Here is a 21228-nt window from a genome sequence, read left to right on the forward strand (position 1 = left end):
CCCGCCAGTCTGAAGCAAATCAGCGGGGTTTCGACCAGACGCTTAATAGTCGTCGCTTTTTCCGGCGGCACAAGCCCTTCGATGCCTGCAAGCAGGTCTTCTTCCGACATCGTGCCGAAGGAAACGGCTTCGGGCTGGTCGTCTTCGGCTGCGGCTTCTTCCGTCGCATCGCCGGCCGGGATGAAGTGGGACGGATCGGGCTCCGGCTCGTCAACTTCAACATGCTTCTGCAGCGAGTGAATCAGGTCTTCCTTGAGGTCGCCGGGCGACAGCGTTTCATCCGCAATTTCGCGCAGGGCAACGACGGGGTTCTTGTCGTTGTCGCGGTCGATCGTGATCTGACCGCCTTGCGAGATCTGGCGGGCTCGATGGCTGGCAAGGAGAACCAGTTCAAAACGGTTATCTACTTTGTCAATGCAATCTTCGACTGTGACGCGGGCCATTGCCTGTCCTTTACAAACTGCTATGGGGAGGTTGGCCCTGCGATAAACACATTGTGTGGCTAATTCAAGTCTTTTGGATCAATCGTCATCGTTTAAAAAGCGCGAAATGGCAAGCGGTGATGGAACAAGTGTCCCATCCGGGGGTTGTACGGATGGAAAATCGGTTCACCAGGGCTCTTGAAATGTGTGACGTCGCGCAGCATTTGCTATCCTGTCTGAAGAGCCAAGGTCAAGGCCGACAGGACCGCGGATCTTGGCTGATGTTATTGAACAGCAACCAGACGCCACATTATCAATCCAGAATTACCGAACCGGCCTGTTGAGGCCAAAAAACGTTCATTGCAATTATTTGAAAGGAAGAATCGAAGTGTTTGATCCAAGAGAGAAGATTGCATTGTTTATTGACGGGGCAAATTTATATGCCGCATCGAAAAGCCTCAACTTCGATATTGATTACAGAAAACTTCTCAAGGCCTTCCAGTCACGCGGCTATCTACTGCGCGCCTATTATTACACCGCACTGATCGAAGATCAGGAATATTCCTCGATCCGGCCGCTGATCGACTGGCTGGACTACAACGGATACAAGGTCGTTACCAAGCCCGCCAAGGAATTCACCGATTCCATGGGACGCCGCAAGATCAAGGGCAATATGGACATCGAACTGGCCATTGACGCGATGGAGCAATCCGACGTGGTCGATCACCTGGTCATCTTTTCGGGCGACGGCGACTTCACCTCGCTGGTCGAAGCGCTGCAGCGCAAGGGACGCAAGGTCACCGTGGTCTCGTCGCTGACCTCGCAGCCGCCGATGATCGCCGATGACCTGCGCCGCCAGGCCGACTATTTCATCGAACTGAGCAGCCTCAAATCCGAAATCGGCCGCGACCCGTCCGAACGGCCGATGCGGCCTGTAGCACCGGCCGAAGACGAAGAGGACGACGAATTCGACGATTGAGCGATGCTGTCGGACGCCCGGCGCCCCGGTTGAACCGGCACCGGGCTACCTCGATGCTCATTCATGAGAAAAATGCGACCGCGCCGACGCGTCCCGTGACTGAGCTTTGGCTTCAGCCGCGATCACGCAACAGCCGGGACTTGTCCCGGTTCCAGTCGCGTTCCTTCTGGGTCTGGCGCTTGTCGTGCAGCTTCTTGCCCTTGGCCAGCGCCAGTTGCAGCTTGGCGATGCCCTTGTCGTTGAAATAGATTTTCAACGGCACCAGCGTCATCCCGTCGCGCTGCACCGCCTGCGCCAGCCGTCCGATTTCCCTGGCCTTGACCAGGATCTTGCGCCGCCGCCGCGGCTCGTGATTGAACTGGTTGGCCTGCAGATATTCCGGCACATAGGAATTGATCAGCCACATCTCCCCGCCCTCTTCATTGGCGTAGGAGTCAGCGATGTTGGCCTTGCCTTCGCGAAGTGATTTCACTTCGGTACCGGTAAGAACCAGGCCTGTCTCGAACGTTTCGACAATCTCGTAGTTGAACCGCGCCTTGCGGTTCTCAGCGACGATCTTGCCATATTGCGACTTGTCTTCTTTCTTCGGAGCCATGATCAGACGGCCACACCCGCCTGAGCAAGCGCGGCATCAAGCAGGGCTGCGGTCCCCGGCTCGACCCTTGTCAGCGGGGATCGGACAACATTCTTGATCAGACCCATCCGGGCCAGGCAATATTTGACCCCTGCAACGCCGGGCTCGGCAAAGATCGCCTTGTGCAGCGGCATCAACCGGTCGAGCATTGTCAGCGCAGTGGCGTAATCGCCCTTGAGGGTGGCTTCCTGGAAATCGGCGCATTGCTGTGGCACCACATTGGCGGTGACCGAAATGCAGCCGACGCCACCATGCGCATTGTATCCAAGCGCTGTCGGGTCTTCTCCCGAAAGCTGCACGAAGTCCTTGCCGCAGGCCATGCGCTGCTCGGGCACCCGGGCCAGATTGCCGGTGGCATCCTTGACGCCGATGATATTGGCGAAATCACGGTTCAGCGCCGCCATCGTCTCCACCGACATGTCCACGACCGAGCGTGGCGGAATGTTGTAGATGATGATCGGCAGCCTGGTGGCCTCGGCCACAGCCTTGAAGTGCTGGTACAGCCCCTTCTGGGTCGGCTTGTTGTAATAGGGCGTCACCACCAGCACGGCATCGGCGCCTGCATGTTCGGCATGAACGGCAAGTTCGATGGATTCCGTCGTATTGTTCGATCCGGCGCCGGCGATCACCGGAACCCGGCCCGCGGTAACCTCGACGCACAGCTCGACAACCCGCTTGTGCTCGGCATGGGACAGCGTCGGAGATTCGCCGGTGGTGCCGACGGGCACGACACCGGTGCTGCCGGCTTTGATCATCCGCTCGACATGGCTCGCAAAGCCATCCTCATCCACCGCGCCATTTTCGGTGAAAGGGGTAATGAGGGCCGGAATGGAACCCTTGAACATGCTGATCTCCAAAAAACTGTCGCTCCGCGCCTCAGGGACGCGGTTCATCATCTGCCCCTGAGCCGATACAGGAAATCAACGCCGCCGAAAAGCCTTGCGAGACATCAAGACGCGCTTTTGCCCGCAATCGCGCCCGGGAGCCGATCAATCCGCAGCGATTGCCGCAGATTACCCGCAATTGTAGCTTTGTATCGAATGCGAGGAAAGCTGATAAGCTTTTGTTTACTCTTGCTTCACCGGCTCCTGATACAATCCCGCCAAGGGTTTGGCGATACGGGAGCCGCATGAACAAAGCGGCCATCCCAAGCAAACAGGGTCATCAGTCGAACGGAATGCCCATCATGTCCAAGATCGCTCTCGCCGCGCTGTTCACGCTTTCCACAGCGCTTGCAACGCTCACCACCGCCGCCCCGCTGCCGAGCGGCCCGGTGCCCCTGCCCGTTCCGAAACCCGGCAGCATCAGCAGCGAAACCACGGCGGCCGTGCTCAAGACCAATGTGACCGCACCGGCGAGCCACGAGCTCAAGGCCGGGCTCGAAGCCTTGGGCAAGGGAGATGCCGCCAGGGCGCGGGCCCTGCGCGATGCCATGCCCGGCAACACGCTGGACCAGCACATCCTGACCTGGGCGATCGCCGTGTCGGGGCTGGAAGGCGTGCCCTCGGGCGAGATAGCCCGGGCGGCGACCGAACTCAAAGGCTGGCCGGGCCTCACCTCGCTGCGCCAGCTCTCCGAACGCGCCCTTTATTTCGAAAACCCGGCAGCGCCGAAAGTGCTTGCCGCCTTCGGCACGTCGAAACCTGAAACCGCCAAGGGCGCGATCGCACTGATCAGGGCCCTGAAGGCGTCCGGTGACACCAAACGCGCCCGCAGCCTTGCCGCCGAGACCTGGCGCACCGTCAACATGGACGGCCGCGACGCCCGGACATTCCTCAGCGAATTCGACAGCCTGCTCGACAAGGCGGATCATCTGCGGCGCATGGAGATGCTGCTTTACCGCGACCACGTCAATGATGCGAAGGCGCTGTCGCAAAAGGCCGAAGCCCAGTCGCTGTACCGGGCCTGGGCGGCGGTGATCACCAACCCGGCCAAGGCCGCCGGTGCCATCGCCGCGGTGGACAAATCCTGGCACGGCCGGCCCTCCTATCTCTATCTGCGCATCAAGCACCTGCGTGAACTCGAGCGCGACAAGGAAGCGGCCGCGCTGCTGGCAAAGATGCCGCGCGACCCCGCCGCCCTCGTCGATGCCGATGAGTGGTGGGTCGAGACGCGGGTGGTCAGCCGAGGCCTTTATGAAAAGGGCGACGCCAAGACCGCCTATCGCCTGGCTGCAGCACATCTGGCGCAAAGCCCGGAGGAATTCGCCGAAGCCGAATTTCATGCCGGCTGGTATGCCTTGCGCGGCCTCAAGGACGCCAGCACGGCCGCGAAGCATTTCGCCGCCATTCTGGGCGTCGCCAACGGCCAGATATCCCGCGCCCGCGCCCATTACTGGATGGGCCGCGCCGCCGAAGCCGGCGCCGGCGGCAGCGCGTCCGAGCATTATGCCCGCGCGGCCGGCTTTCCGTCGACATTCTATGGCCAGCTGGCCAGCGCAAAACTCAAGCGCAAATCGCTCAACATCGCCTATCCCGCGCCGAGCGATCAGGACCGGGTGCGATTTGCCGGCCGCGAGGCGGTCAGAGCCATCCGCAAGCTCGAGGACGCCGGCTATGACTGGCGCGCCGACATGCTCTATCGCGGGCTCGCCGCCGAACTCGACAGCCCCGGCGAACTGGCGATCCTTGCAGCCCTCGCCGAAAAGCGCGGCGATCACCGGGTGTCTTTGCAGATCGGCAAGATCGCCTGGAATCGCGGCCTGGATGTCGCGGCACTGGCCTACCCCCTGGGCGCCGTGCCGGCCAGCGCCAACATCACCGGCGCAGGCAAGGCGCTCGCCTATTCCATCGCCCGACAGGAAAGCGCGTTCAACACCTCGGCCGTTTCCCCGGCCAATGCCCGCGGATTGCTGCAGATCCTGCCGGGCACGGCCAAGGGCGTGGCGGCCCGCCATGGCCTGCCCTATTCGCAAAGCCGGCTGACCAGCGATGCCGGATACAATGCGACACTGGGCGCGCATTTTCTCGGCGAGCAGATCACCGATTTCGGCGGCTCCTATATCCTCACCTTCATTGCCTACAATGCCGGGCCGCGCCGGGTGTCGCAATGGATCGACCGTTTCGGCGATCCGAGGGGCCGTCCGCTTGACGAGGTGATCGACTGGATCGAGATGATCCCCTTCACCGAGACCCGGCATTACGTCCAGCGCGTGATGGAAAACTACCAGGTCTACAAGGCGCGGCTGGGACAATCCGCCAGCATCGAATACGATCTGCGCTTCGGCCGCCGCTAACGACTGTCGCAAGCCGCGCAAAATGCGCTATAGGCATGGAAACACTCCGGTATGAACCGAGGCGCATGCATGGCGGCCCTGCACCGAGGACCGGACTGCCGCTGGAGCCTTGACGACAGAACAACAGGATCAGGATGTGACTATGGCGGATGACAAGACCGGCACGACGGCAACCAGGACACAAGACGGCTGCGCGGATGTGTTCTTTTCAGCCAGCGACGGCTTGCGGCTGCATGCCTGCGACTATGGCCGCGACAATCCCGCCACCCGCAATCGCCTGCCGGTGGTCTGCCTCCCCGGACTGACCCGCAACACCCGCGACTTTCATGATCTGGCGCTGATCCTGTCGCGCGACGAAACCGCACCGCGGCGGGTGGTCAGCTTCGACTATCGCGGCCGGGGCCGATCCGCCTGGGACAAGGATTCCTCCAGATACAGCATCGTCATCGAAGCCGAGGACGTGCTCAGCGGCATGGCGGCGCTCGGCCTGGAACATGCCATCTTCATCGGCACCTCTCGTGGCGGACTGATCATGCATGTGCTGGCGGCCATGCGCCCCGGCGTCATGGCAGCCGGCGTGCTCAATGACATCGGGCCGGTGATCGAGGGAGCAGGCCTGGTCCAGATCAAGGCCTATCTGTCGCGCACCTCCACGCCGAGGAGTTGGGCAGAGGCGGCAGAAATTCTCGCGGAAGCCCATCAAAAGGCCTTCCCGGCTCTCACCGCGCAGGACTGGGACGATTTCGCCCGGGCGGTTCTGGTGGAAAAGAACGGCAAGCTGGTGCCCGATTACGACCCCGCCCTGCTCGAGGGGCTCAAGAATGTCGATCTCAACACCCCGGTGCCGACCCTGTGGCCGCAATTCGAGGGTCTGGGCGGCATGCCGCTGATGGCGTTGCGCGGAGAGAATTCGACATTGCTCTCCTCCGACACGCTCATCGAAATGAAAAACCGCGTCCCCTCGCTGCAAACCGCCACGATACCCGGCCAGGGCCATGCGCCGATCCTGCATCTGTCGGGCATCCCGGAGATTCTCCGCCAGTTCTTCGCATCCGTCGACAAGCAGCGCCGGCACTGATCCCGCGCAGCACCGCCGGCCGGTCAGGTTTTGCTGCCGCGCCTGGGCTTCGCTGCAGAGCTTGCGACCTCGCCCTTGGCGACCCGCCTTGAGAATTCCGTCGCTTCCCCGCTGGCCAGCAGCTTTGCCTGGTTGACCCAGTCCTCGCGCTCGATTCGACCGGCAAATGACAATTGCTCGGCGAAATCGGCCTGTTCCTGCGTGCTCCACGCCGCGATCTGGGCAAAGCTGTTGATCCCGGCAGCGTTCAGCTTGGCTTCAATCGTCGGACCTATACCCTTGATTTTCTTAAGATCATCGGCGGTTGCCGCTGCTTTCGATCTGACTTTTGCCGGTTTTGGCTTCGCCTCCGCCGGCTTCGCAGCTTCGATGCTTCCGGAGGCAGGATTGGCCGAAGCTGTTTTGGCCACGGGCGCTTTCTTGGCCTTGACGGTCGCGGCACCCGCGGCCTTAGCATTGCGCGGCTTCGGCGCCTTGGCAGAAGTCTTGGCGGCGGCGGATCTGGCTGCTTTCGGCTTGCCCGTCTTTTTCGCTGACGCGGGCACCGTCTCGGTCACGGCCGGGGCTGCCGGTTCGTCAGCCTTGCTCACCGCGGCAGGGCTTGCTGCCAATGCGGAGGCCGGCTGCGGCGTGCTCGAGGGTTCGTAATGCGGCGGCTGTGCTGCAAGCTCGGAAGCTGTCGCGGTGCGTGCCGCCCCTTTGCGGCTGACTGCGCCCGCCGCTCCGGAATGATGTTCGCTTGCCCCGAACCTGCCCTTGAGCCAGCAGCCAAACAGGCAACCCAGCCCAAAGAACACAGCCATGAAAATCAGTGCCTGCAAGAAAAACATCGTCATCCCTCCGCCTCCAGACCGGGCCGCCCGCCACGTCCGACAGGACGCGTCATTCAGGCCCGGTTATCCTGTTTCCAGTTCAGTCCGGCCGCGCGAGCCTCGCCGCCCGGCCGCTCAGTGCCCTGGCCGATTTGGCTGTCAGGCCCGCTTGCGGCCGCATGTCATCCAGCCGACAACCGAACCGATCACAAATGCGCACAACAGCCAGAACCAAAGATGCTGGAACATATACCACATGCCGACCTCCCCTGGGCGCAAAGGCCCGTTACCAGTTGAGAATGCAATTCCAGGCGCCGCGGGACCGCCCCGGTCTCACTGCCCTTCACCACCGATGTCGGCAGTGCCAAGCACCAGCCCGCCGGCCAATCCGCCCGCCAGCCGCTCCTGAACCTGCCGGAAATGCGTTGAATCAACGGCCTGGCCCGACACATCGAGCACCCTGCCCCGGATCGAAACCGAGCCCTCGCTCAAATGCGATGCCACCGCCAGCGCTTCGCCGACTGCGGTCTGCCAATCGACGCCGGCGGGAACGCCTGTGGCAAACCGCATGTCGTCATTCACCGTCAAATCCGGATGAGCAGCCTGGACGGCGGCGACAATGCCGCTGCGTGCGCCTGCATCGGGCGCATAACCGGTGAGATCCATGGAACCTGCGGTGATCGATGCCGACCAGCTATATCCGTTCGTCGCAGCAGCGGGGGTGATGTCGACCGAGCCGACACGCCCGCCAGCAGGCGGAGGCGCTGCAAGCGCTTCAAGGGCAATGTCGTGATCATCGGGATTGAGCGCGTGACCCGACACCTGCAATGTGTGATCGGTGAGTTCGAGAGAGCCGGTGGAAAACCGTGTGAAGGCCGCCATTCCATAATTGACCAGATCGACCAGCCCCTCGGGCGCGCCGCGGGCCAGTTTCATCTGGTCGGTCACGGCAATACCGGGCAGCAGATTGCTCAACCCGGTGATGATGCCGGCGCGCGCGGCCTCATTGGGAACAAATCCGCTTAGCAGCACCCCGTTCGAGGTCTTTTCGGCGGTAAAGCGATAGGGTTTTTCCTCGGGCAGCAGCGTTGAATTGTCTCTGGCAACCCGTACGCCATAGACGGCCCCGGCAATCTCGAGGGCTGTGGACCGGCTTTCCTGGTCAGGTGCAAGACCGGTCAGGGTCAGATCGCGGCCCTTGAGCGACACTTGCGCCCAGGCACTGTCCTGGCGAAGTGCGGCCAGTGCCCGAGCCTTCAGATCGGCTTCAACGCCGCCGGCTTCAAACCAGATCGCCAGAGCGGTCAGACAGGCCACTGCCGCCAGTCCCGGCCATATCCAAAGTTTCAAGATGTGCATGAAGTCTCCGCCGCAATGAACTTGCGCGCAAACCTAACACCCTTGCTCCGGGCAGGCCAACTCAAAAGCAGGCTGCGGCTGCGGCCGGAATCACAACGAAAAAACCCGGCAGCCTGAGCTGCCGGGTTCTATCAGATCAAACCGAGGTTTGATTAGAACGAACGCTGTACGCGGAAGAAGCCGCCGAACGCATCGCCATCGACAGTGCCGTTGTCGCGGTAAGCGACTTCAGGTGTCAGTGTCAGGCCGGGAACCAGCGTGTATGCAACGTTGCCGACGAGGCTCCATGCATCGGACTGGCCAACGGTGTTGCTTTCCTGCCACTGGCCCTGCACGTTGAGCGAGGCCTTGTCGTTGAGCTGGTAAGAACCACCGGCTGTGACAGCGAAGGTTTCTTCGGTCGAAGCGCCATTTGCCCAGGTTGTGTAGGCCGACGAGTTTTCACCGTAGTGGACCATTGCGAAGACCGAAGCCTGATCGTTCAGGGTCAGGTTTGCACGGACCTTGGCAGACCAGCCGCCACGATTGACGAGACCGATGTCTTCGCGTGTGTCGTAGCCGAGCACTGCGCTCAGGTCGAGCATGCCAGCGGTGTAACCAACGCCTGCAACAACATGCGGCATGTAGTCGTCGATGCCCCAGCCGGCAGTAGCCGATGCGCTGTCGTCACCCTGCTCAAGCGAGAGAGCTGCACGGAAAGCGCCGCCATTGTAGGCATAGCTGATCAGGTTGGTGTCGAACGGGCCCGGATCGTAGATGAGACCGTCGTTGATGACCGAACCGGCATAACCGGTGAAGGTTGTGAACACGGATTCGTCTTTACCGATGCGCAGGCCGCCGAGCTGGACCCAAGCGAAGTTGACGCTTGTTTCGCCGTCATTGGTGTAGCCTGTCAGAGCAGCGTTTGTATCCCACTGGAAGCGAAGCTCAGTGTAGGTACGCAGGGTGCCCATTTCGGTTTCCGAAGCGGTCGATGTGCGGAACGAGAAGCGAGCGCGCTTGTTGTAGGTTTCGTCGCCAGTGGCCGAAGTGCGTTCGAACAGTTCGCCGGCGCCGACATCGTAACGGACATAACCGTGGATGCGCAGGCAAGTTTCTGTGCCCGGGATGTAGAAGTAGCCGGTGCCGAAAGCGTCGCAAACGCGAACATATTCAACGGGTTCTGGTTCTGCTGCAACGATAGCGTCTGCAGCGCGAGCGCCGGATACAGCAACGAGAGCTGCTGCGGAGCCGAGGAGAAGGCTCTTAATGTTCATTTCTGACCTCCAGTCAAAAGTTAGTACGATTTGGGTTGTCGCTGAAGGACAGTATTCTCTGTCCCATCCCCACAATGGAAGAAGCTAAGCAGAAATCCGCCGTGGCTTCGAGAGTGAACATACTCACCAGCGCGGCCCGCGCAACGCCGATCACGCCGCATGAGGGGGTCACGACCTGCCTTCACATTCCCCTGTTGCACAAATGACACGAAATCCCCGGCAGCAGGCGGTTTTGTTCATCTCTTGTTAGGGAATTGGCGGCTTTGCGGCACTTCAGACCGGATCCGGCCTGCGCGATTCCACGGCTTCCGGGCGATTTTTACCGGGATTCGACCAGAATCAATCGACGCCGGGCTTGCTGTGCGGGGAATCGTTTGCGCCCGATGCGCCGAGATTCGCCAGGCAGAAGGACCACCGAGTGATGCGGTTCTGAAAAGCGGTCCGGTTTCGCGCTGACAGCTCCCCTCCTGAACCCCTTCTGCGCCCCTCCTATATAGAGGGCAGGATGGCCGGACGTGACCCTCCCCCTCATCGATACCGACAAACAGGAGACAGGATGAAGGACGCCGGCATGAGCTGGAATCCTTGCAAACTCCGCTGCGCATCGGAACAGATGAGACAGCTGTAAAGGGCGTCGAATTACGCCATTTTCGCAATTTATTTGGAATTTCAATAACTTGATAGGCCGTCTCTTTATGCCTTTTGTCTTCTGACTGGAGGTCAGAAATGAACATTAAGAGCCTTCTCCTCGGCTCCGCAGCGGCCCTCGTCGCTGTATCCGGCGCTCGCGCTGCAGACGCTATCGTTGCTGCCGAGCCTGAGCCCGTTGAATACGTCCGCGTTTGCGACGCCTTCGGCACCGGCTACTTCTACATCCCAGGCACGGAAACCTGCCTGCGCATCCACGGTTATGTCCGTTACGACATCGGTGCTGGCGAACTGTTCGAACAGACATCGGTTACCGGTGACGAGACCTACAACAAGCGCGCTCGCTTCTCGTTCCGCACATCGACCGCTTCGGAAACCGAAATGGGCACGCTGCGCACCTACACGGAAATCCGCTTCCAGTGGGACACCAACGCTGCAATTACTCAGCCAGGCTACACCAACAACAGCGAGACAAGCGTCAACTTCGCTTGGGTCCAGCTCGGCGGCCTGCGCATCGGTAAAGACGAATCCATGTTCACGACCTTCACCGGTTATGCCGGTTCGGTCATCAACGACGGCCTCATCTACGATCCGGGCCCGTTTGACACCAACCTGATCAGCTACACCTACAATGGCGGCGCTTTCCGTGCAGCTCTGTCGCTTGAGCAGGGTAACGACAGCTTTGCGACTGCAACCGGTGTAGCCGGTTGGGGCATCGACGACTACATGCCGCATGTTGTTGCCGGTATCGGCTACACCGCCGGTATGATCGATCTGAGCGCAGTGCTCGGCTACGACACACGCGACGACATCGGTCTCATCAATCGTGGCGGCTGGTCGGGCAAGATCCGTGCAAACGTGACCCTGAACGATCAGGCTTCGATCTTTGCAATGCTGCACTACGGTGAAAACTCGTCGGCCTACACAACCTGGGCAAATGGCGCTTCGACCGAAGAAACCTTCGCTGTCACAGCCGGTGGTTCTTACCAGCTCAACGACAAGGCTTCGCTCAACGTGCAGGGCCAGTGGCGCGAAAGCAACACCCTCGGCGTCTCCGATGCCTGGAGCCTCGTCGGCAACGTTGCCTATGAACTGGTCCCTGGTCTGACACTGACACCTGAAGTCGCTTACCGCGACAACGGCACTGTCAATGGCGACGAATTCGGCGGCTTCTTCCGCGTCCAGCGTTCGTTCTAATCAGATCTCAATCTGACTTCGAAGTCTCACCCGGCGGCTATGCTCGCCGGGTGATTTTTTTGGCCTGCTTCGAAAGCATTCATGACCCCCAATACAATTGGTTTTGATTTTTCTACTGAACTCAACTATGACGGGAGCATGAGCCCGGAACCACCAGACTTGGAATCAGGCACTACCTATTCGAGTGCACCCCATGCGGGCGCGAGTGATCCACTACGCCCTTCCGAGCTCTGGCAGCAGCACGCCGGCGCGCTCTGGGAAAATGGCCGTCACAAAGACAATTGTTACGCCTTTATTCATGAAATTGATGAGTTCATGTGGTTGCGAAAAATTGCAACCTATGATGATATGTTGATTGACAGGCTCGTGGATTATTTCCGCGGAATCGGCAACCGCAATTCAACCATCAATCGCAAGCTTTCCGCGCTTTATCGCCTGCTCAGGAAAGCGGAGAGGAGCGGACAGATTACACGGCTTCCGACCTACCTCCGATTACGCGAACGCAACTCCCGCGTGCGGTTTTTGACCGCCGAGGAAGAGGCGAAAATGTTCGGCAGCATCGGTGCGCGCAGCGCTCATCACGAGCTTCTGTGCCGCTTTCTGGTCGACACCGGCGCCCGGATCGGCGAAGCGCTGGCGCTCAAATGGGGCGATATTCACAACAATACTGCGACGTTCTGGATCACCAAATCCGGCAAGAGCCGCTCTGTTCCCCTGACCAACCGCGCTGCCCAGGCGCTGGAATCGGCACGCGCCTTTGGCGGCAGCGGGCCGTTCAACCTGATTTCCTATCCGAACTTCAAATATAACTGGAACCAGGCGCGCAAGCATAACAACTTCAAGGAAGACCCGCATATGGTGCCGCATATCCTGCGCCACACCTGTGCCTCGCGCCTTGTCCAGGCCGGGATCGACCTTCGGCGCGTACAGACTTTTCTCGGTCACCAGACCATCCAGATGACGCTGCGTTACGCCCATCTTGCCACCAATGACCTCGACCAGTGCGCCACCGCGCTCAACGCCGCCAATATTGTTGCGGCAAGCAAGCTGGAAGCATCCGCCCGGCCCGCGCCCCCGCCCCCGCCACAGCCGCGCACAGCGCCGAAGCCGGTGCGGCGGGCCACGTCGAAGAGCACCGCATCCGGCACCCAGAAGCCTGCCGCGTCAGGCACGCGCAAGCCGGCGTCGCCTCACCCCGATGCAATGCATCAGCAATGATGAATTCCTGTCTGAATTGCGGTTGATTACACGGTCACGCTAGGGTATCAGACGCACACCGGAGAGGTGGCCGAGTGGTCGAAGGCGCTCCCCTGCTAAGGGAGTATACCAGAGATGGTATCGAGGGTTCGAATCCCTTCCTCTCCTCCATTCCCCGCTTAAGAAATTGATTTTGTTTGCTGCATCAGGATCCATGGCTCAACAGCCAGCCTGCAATGGCCCGTCTCGCCGGTGCCTCCGGCCGGGATGCACGCCCTCTCCCTGACGCTGCCGAGCTGGATTTGCCGGTTTCGGCCCGTGCCACGCAGCGGACCGGCCGGCCGTTATGCGTGGCCTGCCGCAGAATCAGTCGCCCGCCTGGCGAAACATCGCCGGCATCGCGCACTGGGAAGCCAAATTCCTGTGGGCAAGGCCGCCGATCGCGCCTGAAACCAGTGTTTGCTTGAGTTGCCGTCCGACAATGGGTATCTGATGGTTACCGCAGGCGGGCGCTCCGCGAGACCAAGGTACAGTGTTGCATGACTCCAGATTTCCTCGTCACCCATTCCGGCGGCTTCCATGCCGACGAATTGCTGTCCAGCGTCATCCTGACCCGGCTTTTTCCGGATGCACGCGTGGTCCGCAGCCGCGCGCCGGAGTGGATCACGCCCGGCGAGGACCGCATCATCTATGATGTCGGCGGCGCCTATGATGCCGAAGCGCGGATCTTCGACCACCACCAGCGTGGTGCGCCGCTGCGCGACGACGGCCAGCCCTTCAGTTCCTTCGGCCTGATCTGGAAGCATTTCGGCCGAGATTATCTCACCGCCTGGGGCCTGCCGGAGGTCCATGTCGAGACCGTCCATGCGGCACTCGATGCCAGTTTCGTCCTGCCGATCGACCTGTTGGACAATGGCGCCATGAGCCCTGCCGTTGCCGGACCGCTGGCGGTGCTGACCCTGCCGGTTCTGCTCGAAACCCTCAAGCCGGTCTTTGACGAGCCGGATCCCGAAGCGCTGGAACGCGCCTTCGGCCAGGCGCTTGCCATCGCGCGCAGCTTTTTCGAGGCCCGGGTGGCGGGAAGTGCTGCAAAGCTGCGCGCCGAGGACCTGGTGCTAGAGGCGGTCTCGGCTGCCGGCGACAGCCGGGTTCTGGAACTGCCCAGAGGCATGCCCTTCCGCCCCGCGGTGATGAAGGCCGGTGCGGATCATCTGTTGTTCGTGGTTCACCCGCGCGACAGGGACTGGTGCCTGACCGGCATCCGCCGTGCCGATGAAGGCTTCGAACAGCGCGCCGATCTGCCCGAAGCCTGGGCCGGCCTGACAAATGGCGACCTGGAGGCCGCTTGCGGTGTGCAGGGCGCCAGCTTCTGTCACAATGGCCGTTTCATCGCCGCCGCCAAGACCCGCGAAGCCGCGCTCGCCATGGCCGATCTGGCCGTCAGCGAAGCCCTCGCCGCACAGGGTCAATCCGCCGCTCGATAGGCAAGCCGCTGCTTACGCTCCGGTCGCTGATCAGCCGAAACCCGGCGAACCGGGCCCGGCAAAGGCCTAAAGATCGTCCAGATAGGTATTTTCACTGCGCGAGCCGGCATAGAGCGCTGGATCGATATCGGCGGTCAGCAGTGCTTCCGTCAGTTCTGCAGCGGCCAGCACCGAGCCGTCCGGCGCGGCAATGACGGACTGCCCGGCATAGGCAAAATCGCCATCGCGGCCGCAATTGTTGGCATAGGCGATGAAGATCTGGTTCTCGAAACAACGCACCGGGATCATCTTCTCGGCGATGAACCGGCCAGAAGCCCCCATTGGCGTTGCTGTAGGCACCAGAACCATCTCGACCCCGGCCTGCGCCAGGCGGCGGACATTTTCGGGAAATTCGACGTCGTAACAGATCAGCATGCCAAGCTTGATGCCATGATGATCAAACACGCAGGTTTCGGGCTTTTCCGGCGAAAACAGACCACGCTCATAATCACCATAAAGATGCGACTTGCGATAGATCGACGGCCGGGCGACGCCATCGGTATAGACAGCTGAATTGTAGACTGCGCCATCTGCCTTCTCGGCAAAGCCTGCGACGATGGCAATGCCGGTCCGGCGGGCGATTTCGCCCAGACAGCTGACAATCTCTCCATCGGCGGGCTCGGCGAGATCGAGAATGGCCTGTCCCCCGCCATAGCTGGTCACCCCCAGTTCCGGCGTCAGCAGCAGCGTCGCACCGGCCTCAGCCGCCTCAATCGCCGCCTGTTCGATTCGCGCCAGGTTAGCGGCCGTGTCAGCGCCCGCCGTTTGCATTTGCAGCAGGGACAGGCGGATCATGTCTCCTCCTTGGCATTGGCGCCGAGCAGCTTCAGCAAATCGCCATAGCGGGCGATCAGCGAATAGATCACCGCCGCCAGCACCACGAACAGCACCGTCACCGAGGCCATTGTCGGGGTGTAGCCATATCTGAGCGCATTGAATATCTTGATCGGCAGCGTTTCCATGGTGAAGCCCACCGTCATATAGGCGACGATATATTCATTCAGCGACAGCACGAAGGCAAAGGCATAGCCCGACACCAGATAGGGCGTGATCAGCGGCAGCACCACTGTGCGGAAGATGGTGCGGTCATCGGCCCCCATGGTGGCTGCGGCCTCGACCAGCGAGCGGTCGATCGCGGTAAAGCCCAGCGACAGGGTGACCAGCGGCAGCGTGACGAAGAAGATCGCGTGGCTGATCACCGCCGTCCAGGGCTGACCGTAAAACCCGGTCGTAGCCCAGAAGGTGAGCAATCCCAGCGCGGTGATCACCGGCGGCAGCGTGAAGGGCGCGATGCCGAGCAACTGGAAGACATTGGCCCAGGGCGCGATTCTGCGCCACAGGAACCAGCTCAGCGGCAGCGCGATGGCCACAGCAAGTGCTGCCGACAGAATTGCCAGCGTCAGCGAGGCAAACAGCGCATTGCGCCAGCCGGTATCGGTGAAGATATCGACATACCAACTCAGCGAGAATCCCTGGGGCGGGAAGGCCAGCGTCTGCTTGGCATTGACCGACACACCGGCTACGACGATCAGCGGCGCGGCCAGGAACAGCCCGATCAGCAGAAAATAGATCCGGCGCAATAAAACGCTCATGCCTCAGCCTCCCGTTTGCGCCCGACAAACAGCGTCAGCGCCACCAGCCCCAGCGTGACCAGCACCAGGAACACCGCCATGGCTGCGGCGAAGGGCATGTTGGACTGGTAGATCGCCTGATCGGTGATCAGCACCGACAGCGTCCAGTGCTGCGGCCGGCCAAGAATCTGCGGCAGCAGATAGGAGCCGAGCGCGAAGATGAACACCATGATCAGCGTCGCCAGAATGGTGGTCCTCAGCGCCGGCACCACCACGGTGAAAAAGGCCCGGATCGGCGAGGCGCCGAGCGTCCGCGCAGCTTCCGTCAGCGTCGGATCAAGCCGCACAAGTGCCGGATAAAGCACCAGAATCGTATAGGGCAGCGCCTGGTAGACCATGGCCGTCAACACAGCCGGAAAGCCAGGCGCCAGCGCTATTGCCTTGTCCATCAGCCCCAGCGTTACGAAAAGATTGGTGATCCCTGCAGTGCGGGAAAACAGCGTCGACCAGGCAAAGCCGATGATCACTTCCGACAGCGACAGCACAGAGAGCAGCGCCACCATCCAGACGATCTGCGACCGCCGGGTCAATCGCGTCAGCATATAGGTGAACGGCACCCCGATGGCGACGCAGCAGATGGCAACCAGAACCGCCAGCATCAGCGAGAAGCCGAGCACATTGGCAAAGAACAGGCTCAGGAACCGCTCATAATTGGAATACACGAAGGCCGGTGTGTAGAACCCGCCCTGAAGACGCTGGAAGAAGCTGACCGCGATCATGGTCCCGAACGGAATCACGAAAAACACGATCAGCATGATCGCCGGAAATGCCAGCGGCCCGTAATCGGTGAGCTTTTGCGGCGCCTCGCGTCTCATTTCGAAAGCACCACACAGACGCCGGGCTCGAGCACGACGCCGACCGGCTGTCCAACCGAGACGTCGGGCCGCGCCCGCGGCGTCGACACCGCGATGACCGGCTTGCCGCCGCAATCGATGAAGGTCTCGATGGTGCCACCGAGATCGCGGACGAAGGTCACGGTGCCGGTAATCGCGCCGTCGCTGCCAGGTGCCGTCAGATGCACATCTTCCGGCCGGATCGAGATGATCGCCTTGCCGCCGCCCGGTGCGGCCAGGCCCGGAATCGCCTGGCCGAGCGCCACGGCGCGGCCGGCGCTGTCAGTGTCCATGTCGATGAGATTGGTCGAGCCGATGAAATCGGCCACGAACGTGTCGGCGGGCTGCCGGTAGATCTCCATCGGGCTTGCCGCCTGGCGGATCTCGCCCTTGTTCATCACCACCACCGTGTCGGCCATGGTCATGGCCTCGCGCTGGTCATGGGTGACGACAATGGTGGTGATGCCGAGCTGCTGCTGCAATTGCCGCAATTCCACCTGCATCGCCTCGCGCAATTTGGCGTCGAGCGCTGACAAGGGCTCATCGAGCAGGAACAATTTGGGCGAGCGCGTCAGCGCCCGGGCAATCGCCACCCGCTGGCGCTGGCCGCCGGAAAGTCTGGCCACTGGACGGTCGGCATAGCCGGAGAGATGGATCATCGACAGGAGCTCGTCGACGCGCTTTGTCTGCTCCTCGCGCGGTGCGCCGCGAATCCGGAGCGGATAGGCGATGTTCTCGCCGACGGTGAGATGCGGAAACAGCGCCAGCGACTGGAACACCATGCCGAGATTGCGCTTGTGCGTCGGCACCCGCGTGATGTCCTCGCCGTCAAGCAGGATCGACCCGCTGCTCGGCAGGTCCAGCCCGGCAATCATCCTGAGCAGCGTGGTCTTGCCGCAGCCCGAGGGGCCGAGCATGCAGACAAAGGTGCCGTGCGGCACGGTAAGTTGCACATCGTTGACTGCGGTGAAGCTGCCGAAATCCTTGCGAACGGTATCGAGCGTCAATCCAGACATTGTGTCCCCATTGTCTTCCTGCCCCGGTCGGGGATCGGGAGAGCCGGCAAACCGGCTCTCCTTTGGTCATGCAATCACGTCGCTTTACGGCGCGCAATCGGGTCTCAGCCGACGATCAGCTCTGTCCACTTCTGGTTCAGCCAGTCGGACTTGGTCTGGTAGAGGTCGTAGCGCGGGATGATCGGATCGATGTCCGACGACACGCTGGCAAACTCGTCGTCGGTTAGGTCGAGCAAATTGCGCTTCAGCGTCGGCGCGGTGCCGACCTTGCGCGACAGCGTCGACTGGATTTCCGGCTGGCTCATATAGTCGATGAACACATGCGCTTCCTCGACCTTGTCGGATGCGCGCGACAGCGCCCAGCAGCCTGAATCCTGAATGCCGCCTTCCTTGGGGAAGGTGGAGCGGACCGGATGGCCGTCTGCGGCGGCAAGCCCGGTGACGTCGTGATAATACTGGCCCATCGGAATCTCGCCGGATTTCAGCGCCTGTTCGAACTGGGCTTCGTCGCGGTACCAGAGCCGGACATTGGGTTTGACCTCCGCGAGCTTCTCGAACGCCTTGTTGAGGCCTTCCTCGGTATCGAGCGCATCGGTGCCGCCCAGATAGGTCTTGGCGGTCACTTCCAGCAGGAACGAGTTCGACACCAGCGCCAGCAGGCCGAGCTTGTCGGCATTGGCCGGATCCCACAACGCGGCCCAGCTGTCAGGCGCTTCGGGGTAGGAATCGGTGTTGCTCACCAGCGTGATGTACCAGGCCACAGCACCGATACCGGCAACGCGGCCATCGGGATATTTGTTGACGAAGCGCTCGAGCAGATCGTCATAGTTCTTGATCTTCGCGGTGTCGATCGGCGCCCACAGCTCGGTCGACTGGCCCTTGAGCATGGCAACCTGCGACATCATCGAGACATCGGCCGGCGCGACACCGGCCTTGGCGGCCTGTTCGAGCTGCACCAGCCAAGCTTCGCCGGTGGGCTCTGCGATCGATTCCACCGCAATGCCGCTGGCGGCGGTAAAGTCGGGAAAGATGTTCTTGTCGAACGAGATCCTTGAAGTAGCCGCCATAGACGCCGACCTTGAGCGAGCGGTCCTGGGCGCGCAGGATCGACGGCATCGAAAGCGCTCCGATTGCCGCCGCTGTGCCGCCGAGGACGGCCCGGCGGCTGATGGATGAGGTGAGAATCTTTCGCATGGTTTTCTCCTTTGTTTTCCGGTCCCTGACCGGGGTTCCCTTGCAGTGCACTTGAGGTTCTTCGCCTCAATAAGCGGTTTGTCTGGCCTCCAGTATCCGCGCATATTGGGTCAGCGGAAAGCAGAGGACGAAAAAGATAAGCGCCACCAGTCCATAAACCCGGAACGGCTCGAAGGTGGCGTTGTTGATGGCGTTGGAGGTGCGCAACAGCTCGTCAAATCCGATGATCGAGGTCAGCGCCGTGGCCTTGATCAGCTGCACCAGAAAGCCGACGATCGGCGCGCGGGTGATCGAAAACGCCTGCGGCAGGATGATCAGCCGGAGTTCCTGCACCCGGTGCAGACCGAGGCTTTGGGCGGCATCCCACTGGCCGGAGGGCAGCGCCTCGACACCGCTGCGCCAGATTTCGGCCAGATAGGCGCTGGCATAAAAGGTCAGGCACAGCACGGCGGCCGTCCACGGCTCGATGCGGAAACCCAGCATCGGCATGCCGAAAAAGATCAGGAACAGCTGCATCAGCAGCGGCGTGCCCTGAAACAGCGCGATATAGCCCTTGCCGACCCGCCTGATCCAGCCGGATTTGGAAATCCGCAGGATCAGGATCACGACCCCGACGCTTGCGCCGCCGACAAAGGCTGCCAGCGACAGCGCCACGGTCCAGCGGGTGGCAAACAGCAGGTTGCGGATGATGTCCCAAAGCGTGAACTCGATCATGACACACCCGCTGGCAGACTGGCGCGCCCTGCCCCCACCAGCAGCCGCCTCAAGGCGATCGACAGGCCCAGATAGACAAGCGTGATGATGAAATAGGTCTCGAAAGCGCGGAAGGTGCGCGCCTGCAGCACGTCGCCCTGATAGGTCAACTCGGCAACGGAAATCTGTGACACGACGGCGGATTCTAGCATCATGATGACAATCTGGCTGGTGAGCGCCGGAAAGATGATCTGCAAAGCCTGCGGCAGCACGATCTTGACGAAGACTTGCCGTGGCCGCAAGCCCAGCGCGAGCGCCGCTTCCCGCTGGCCCCTTGGCACGGCGTCAAGACCGGCGCCGACGATCTCCGTGGTATAGGCCGCCATGTTCAGCGTCATCGCCAGGATTGCCGCCGAGATCGGATCAAGCCTGATGCCCATACTCGGCAGGCCGAAGAAGATGAAGAACAGCTGCACCAGGAACGGTGTGTTGCGGATCACTTCAACATAGATGGTGATGGCCTGGCGAAGCGGCCGGTTGCCGCTGCGCCGTCCGGCTGCCAGAACCACGCTGATCACCGTGCCCAGAACGGTGGTCACCGCAATCAGCAGGATGGTCATCGACGCGCCGCGGGCAATTGCCCCCAGCGCGTCGTAAAGCCAGCCGAAGTCGAGGCCATAGGACAAGGTCTAGTCCTTGAGGTTTTCCGGGTTGAGATCAACCTTGAGCCAGGTCTGCGAAGAGGCATTCAGGCTGCCGTCTTCGATCATCTTGGCGATGGTGTCGTTGATCGCGGTCTTCAGCGCCTCTTCGCCCTTGTTGAGCGCAATGTGGGACGGCGAGCTCAGCAGCTGGAACTTCTGTTCCGGCTTCATCTCGTCCTGCTTGGCCAGCACGCTTGCGCCGACATCATTGCCGACGACCATCAGGTCGGTCTGGCCGGAGATGAAGGCCTGGATCACCGAATTGTAGTTGTCGAACCGCTTGATGTCGGTGCCTTCAGGCGCCGCTTCGGTCAGCGAGGTGTCTTCCAGCGTGCCCTTGTTGACGGCGATCGACTTGCCGGCGAGATCCGCGGGCTCGGTGACATCCGCAGCGGCAGGCCCGATGACGGCGATGTAATAGGGTGCATAGGCCGCGGCATAATCGATGACTTCCGCGCGCTCGTCGGAGTAGCCGACGCTCATCAGCAGGTCGACGCGACGGTCGTTGAGATAGGGAATGCGGTTCTGGCCGGTGACGGCAACAGGAACCAGCTCGACCTTCAGCGCGTCGGCAATCGCCTGGGCGACGTCCATGTCATAGCCCTTCAGGCTCATGTCGGAGCTCGCCGAGGAGAATGGCGGGAAGTCGGCGAACACACCAACATTGAGCTTGCCGGCGGCCTGGATATCGACGACGGCATCGGCATTGGCCGGAGCGGCAAAGCCCAGGCCTGCGCCAAGCAGCGCGAGGGCTGCGATGGAGGATTTCAGGTTGCGATGCAGTGACATGGATGTTCCTCTGGAATGGTTCATTATG

General features: G+C 61.4%; 18 protein-coding genes, 1 tRNA gene and 2 pseudogenes. 7 read left to right on the forward strand and 14 right to left on the reverse strand.

Annotated features, from left to right (window positions below; all coding sequences use genetic code 11):
• Nucleotides 1-53: 53 nt before the first annotated feature.
• Nucleotides 54-443: pseudogene (rpoZ, locus tag OEG82_RS17495) on the reverse strand (DNA-directed RNA polymerase subunit omega); the annotation flags it as partial.
• Between the two features lie 367 nt (nucleotides 444-810).
• On the opposite strand from rpoZ, the gene OEG82_RS17500 reads away from it, so the two are divergent.
• Nucleotides 811-1401, forward strand: coding sequence for a LabA-like NYN domain-containing protein (locus tag OEG82_RS17500; RefSeq protein WP_267613672.1), 591 nt, complete (start codon nucleotides 811-813; stop codon nucleotides 1399-1401).
• Between the two features lie 112 nt (nucleotides 1402-1513).
• On the opposite strand, the gene smpB is transcribed toward OEG82_RS17500, so the two are convergent.
• Nucleotides 1514-1996, reverse strand: coding sequence for an SsrA-binding protein SmpB (smpB, locus tag OEG82_RS17505; protein WP_267613673.1), 483 nt, complete (start codon nucleotides 1994-1996; stop codon nucleotides 1514-1516).
• Nucleotides 1997-1998: 2 nt separating this feature from the next.
• Entirely contained in the window at nucleotides 1999-2880 is an 882-nt protein-coding gene (gene dapA / locus OEG82_RS17510; protein ID WP_267613674.1) for a 4-hydroxy-tetrahydrodipicolinate synthase, read from the reverse strand.
• A 341-nt stretch (nucleotides 2881-3221) separates the two neighbouring features.
• Between dapA and OEG82_RS17515 the strand changes: the two genes are divergently transcribed.
• Nucleotides 3222-5270 (forward strand): lytic transglycosylase domain-containing protein, encoded by a 2049-nt coding sequence (locus OEG82_RS17515; RefSeq protein ID WP_267613675.1) that lies wholly within the window; start codon nucleotides 3222-3224, stop codon nucleotides 5268-5270.
• A gap of 142 nt (nucleotides 5271-5412) precedes the next feature.
• A complete protein-coding gene (locus OEG82_RS17520) occupies nucleotides 5413-6348 on the forward strand; it encodes an alpha/beta fold hydrolase (RefSeq protein WP_267613676.1) in 936 nt (311 codons plus the stop codon).
• Nucleotides 6349-6371: 23 nt separating this feature from the next.
• Here the strand turns inward: OEG82_RS17520 and OEG82_RS17525 are convergent, their stop codons facing one another.
• The 3 genes from OEG82_RS17525 to OEG82_RS17535 all read right to left on the reverse strand — a co-directional run bounded on the left by OEG82_RS17525 (nucleotide 6372) and on the right by OEG82_RS17535 (nucleotide 9775).
• Nucleotides 6372-6905 carry an NADH-quinone oxidoreductase subunit E gene (locus OEG82_RS17525; protein ID WP_267613677.1) on the reverse strand — a complete coding sequence of 178 codons (534 nt, stop codon included), beginning with the start codon at nucleotides 6903-6905 and terminating at the stop codon, nucleotides 6372-6374.
• Nucleotides 6906-7493: 588 nt separating this feature from the next.
• Nucleotides 7494-8519 (reverse strand): BON domain-containing protein, encoded by a 1026-nt coding sequence (locus tag OEG82_RS17530; protein WP_267613678.1) that lies wholly within the window; start codon nucleotides 8517-8519, stop codon nucleotides 7494-7496.
• A 152-nt stretch (nucleotides 8520-8671) separates the two neighbouring features.
• Nucleotides 8672-9775: a porin gene (locus OEG82_RS17535; protein ID WP_267613679.1), complete on the reverse strand. Its 1104-nt coding sequence runs from the start codon at nucleotides 9773-9775 to the stop codon at nucleotides 8672-8674.
• Between the two features lie 726 nt (nucleotides 9776-10501).
• On the opposite strand from OEG82_RS17535, the gene OEG82_RS17540 reads away from it, so the two are divergent.
• The 4 genes from OEG82_RS17540 (at nucleotide 10502) to OEG82_RS17555 (ending at nucleotide 14301) form a co-directional block, all read left to right on the forward strand.
• Nucleotides 10502-11620: a porin gene (locus OEG82_RS17540; protein WP_267613680.1), complete on the forward strand. Its 1119-nt coding sequence runs from the start codon at nucleotides 10502-10504 to the stop codon at nucleotides 11618-11620.
• 81 nt (nucleotides 11621-11701) lie between these two features.
• Nucleotides 11702-12838: a tyrosine-type recombinase/integrase gene (locus OEG82_RS17545; RefSeq protein ID WP_267613681.1), complete on the forward strand. Its 1137-nt coding sequence runs from the start codon at nucleotides 11702-11704 to the stop codon at nucleotides 12836-12838.
• Between the two features lie 60 nt (nucleotides 12839-12898).
• Nucleotides 12899-12988, forward strand: a tRNA-Ser gene (locus tag OEG82_RS17550).
• A 368-nt stretch (nucleotides 12989-13356) separates the two neighbouring features.
• The gene (locus OEG82_RS17555; protein ID WP_267613682.1) at nucleotides 13357-14301 is read left to right on the forward strand and encodes an MYG1 family protein; all 945 of its coding nucleotides are present in this window, start codon (nucleotides 13357-13359) and stop codon (nucleotides 14299-14301) included.
• Between the two features lie 66 nt (nucleotides 14302-14367).
• Here OEG82_RS17555 and OEG82_RS17560 read toward each other — a convergent pair whose 3' ends face one another.
• From OEG82_RS17560 to OEG82_RS17595, 8 genes and pseudogenes are all read right to left on the reverse strand, one after another.
• The gene (locus tag OEG82_RS17560; protein ID WP_267613683.1) at nucleotides 14368-15135 is read right to left on the reverse strand and encodes a carbon-nitrogen hydrolase family protein; all 768 of its coding nucleotides are present in this window, start codon (nucleotides 15133-15135) and stop codon (nucleotides 14368-14370) included.
• Nucleotides 15132-15932 (reverse strand): ABC transporter permease, encoded by an 801-nt coding sequence (locus tag OEG82_RS17565; RefSeq protein WP_267613684.1) that lies wholly within the window; start codon nucleotides 15930-15932, stop codon nucleotides 15132-15134. Before OEG82_RS17565 ends, OEG82_RS17560 begins: the two co-directional genes overlap by 4 nt.
• On the reverse strand, nucleotides 15929-16786 hold the full coding sequence (locus tag OEG82_RS17570) for an ABC transporter permease (protein WP_267613685.1): 858 nt from the start codon (nucleotides 16784-16786) through the stop codon (nucleotides 15929-15931). The genes OEG82_RS17565 and OEG82_RS17570 overlap by 4 nt, the downstream gene beginning before the upstream one ends.
• Nucleotides 16783-17820, reverse strand: a complete 1038-nt coding sequence (locus tag OEG82_RS17575) for an ABC transporter ATP-binding protein (protein WP_267613686.1) — start codon at nucleotides 17818-17820, stop codon at nucleotides 16783-16785. The genes OEG82_RS17570 and OEG82_RS17575 overlap by 4 nt, the downstream gene beginning before the upstream one ends.
• A gap of 104 nt (nucleotides 17821-17924) precedes the next feature.
• A pseudogene (locus OEG82_RS17580) lies at nucleotides 17925-19014 on the reverse strand (ABC transporter substrate-binding protein).
• A 66-nt stretch (nucleotides 19015-19080) separates the two neighbouring features.
• Nucleotides 19081-19728, reverse strand: coding sequence for an amino acid ABC transporter permease (locus OEG82_RS17585; RefSeq protein ID WP_267613687.1), 648 nt, complete (start codon nucleotides 19726-19728; stop codon nucleotides 19081-19083).
• Nucleotides 19725-20393: an amino acid ABC transporter permease gene (locus tag OEG82_RS17590; RefSeq protein WP_267613688.1), complete on the reverse strand. Its 669-nt coding sequence runs from the start codon at nucleotides 20391-20393 to the stop codon at nucleotides 19725-19727. The genes OEG82_RS17585 and OEG82_RS17590 overlap by 4 nt, the downstream gene beginning before the upstream one ends.
• 3 nt (nucleotides 20394-20396) lie before the next feature.
• The gene (locus OEG82_RS17595; protein WP_267613689.1) at nucleotides 20397-21200 is read right to left on the reverse strand and encodes a transporter substrate-binding domain-containing protein; all 804 of its coding nucleotides are present in this window, start codon (nucleotides 21198-21200) and stop codon (nucleotides 20397-20399) included.
• Nucleotides 21201-21228 lie beyond the last annotated feature (28 nt).

The organism is Hoeflea ulvae, assembly GCF_026619435.1.
GTDB classification, from domain to species: domain Bacteria; phylum Pseudomonadota; class Alphaproteobacteria; order Rhizobiales; family Rhizobiaceae; genus Hoeflea; species Hoeflea ulvae.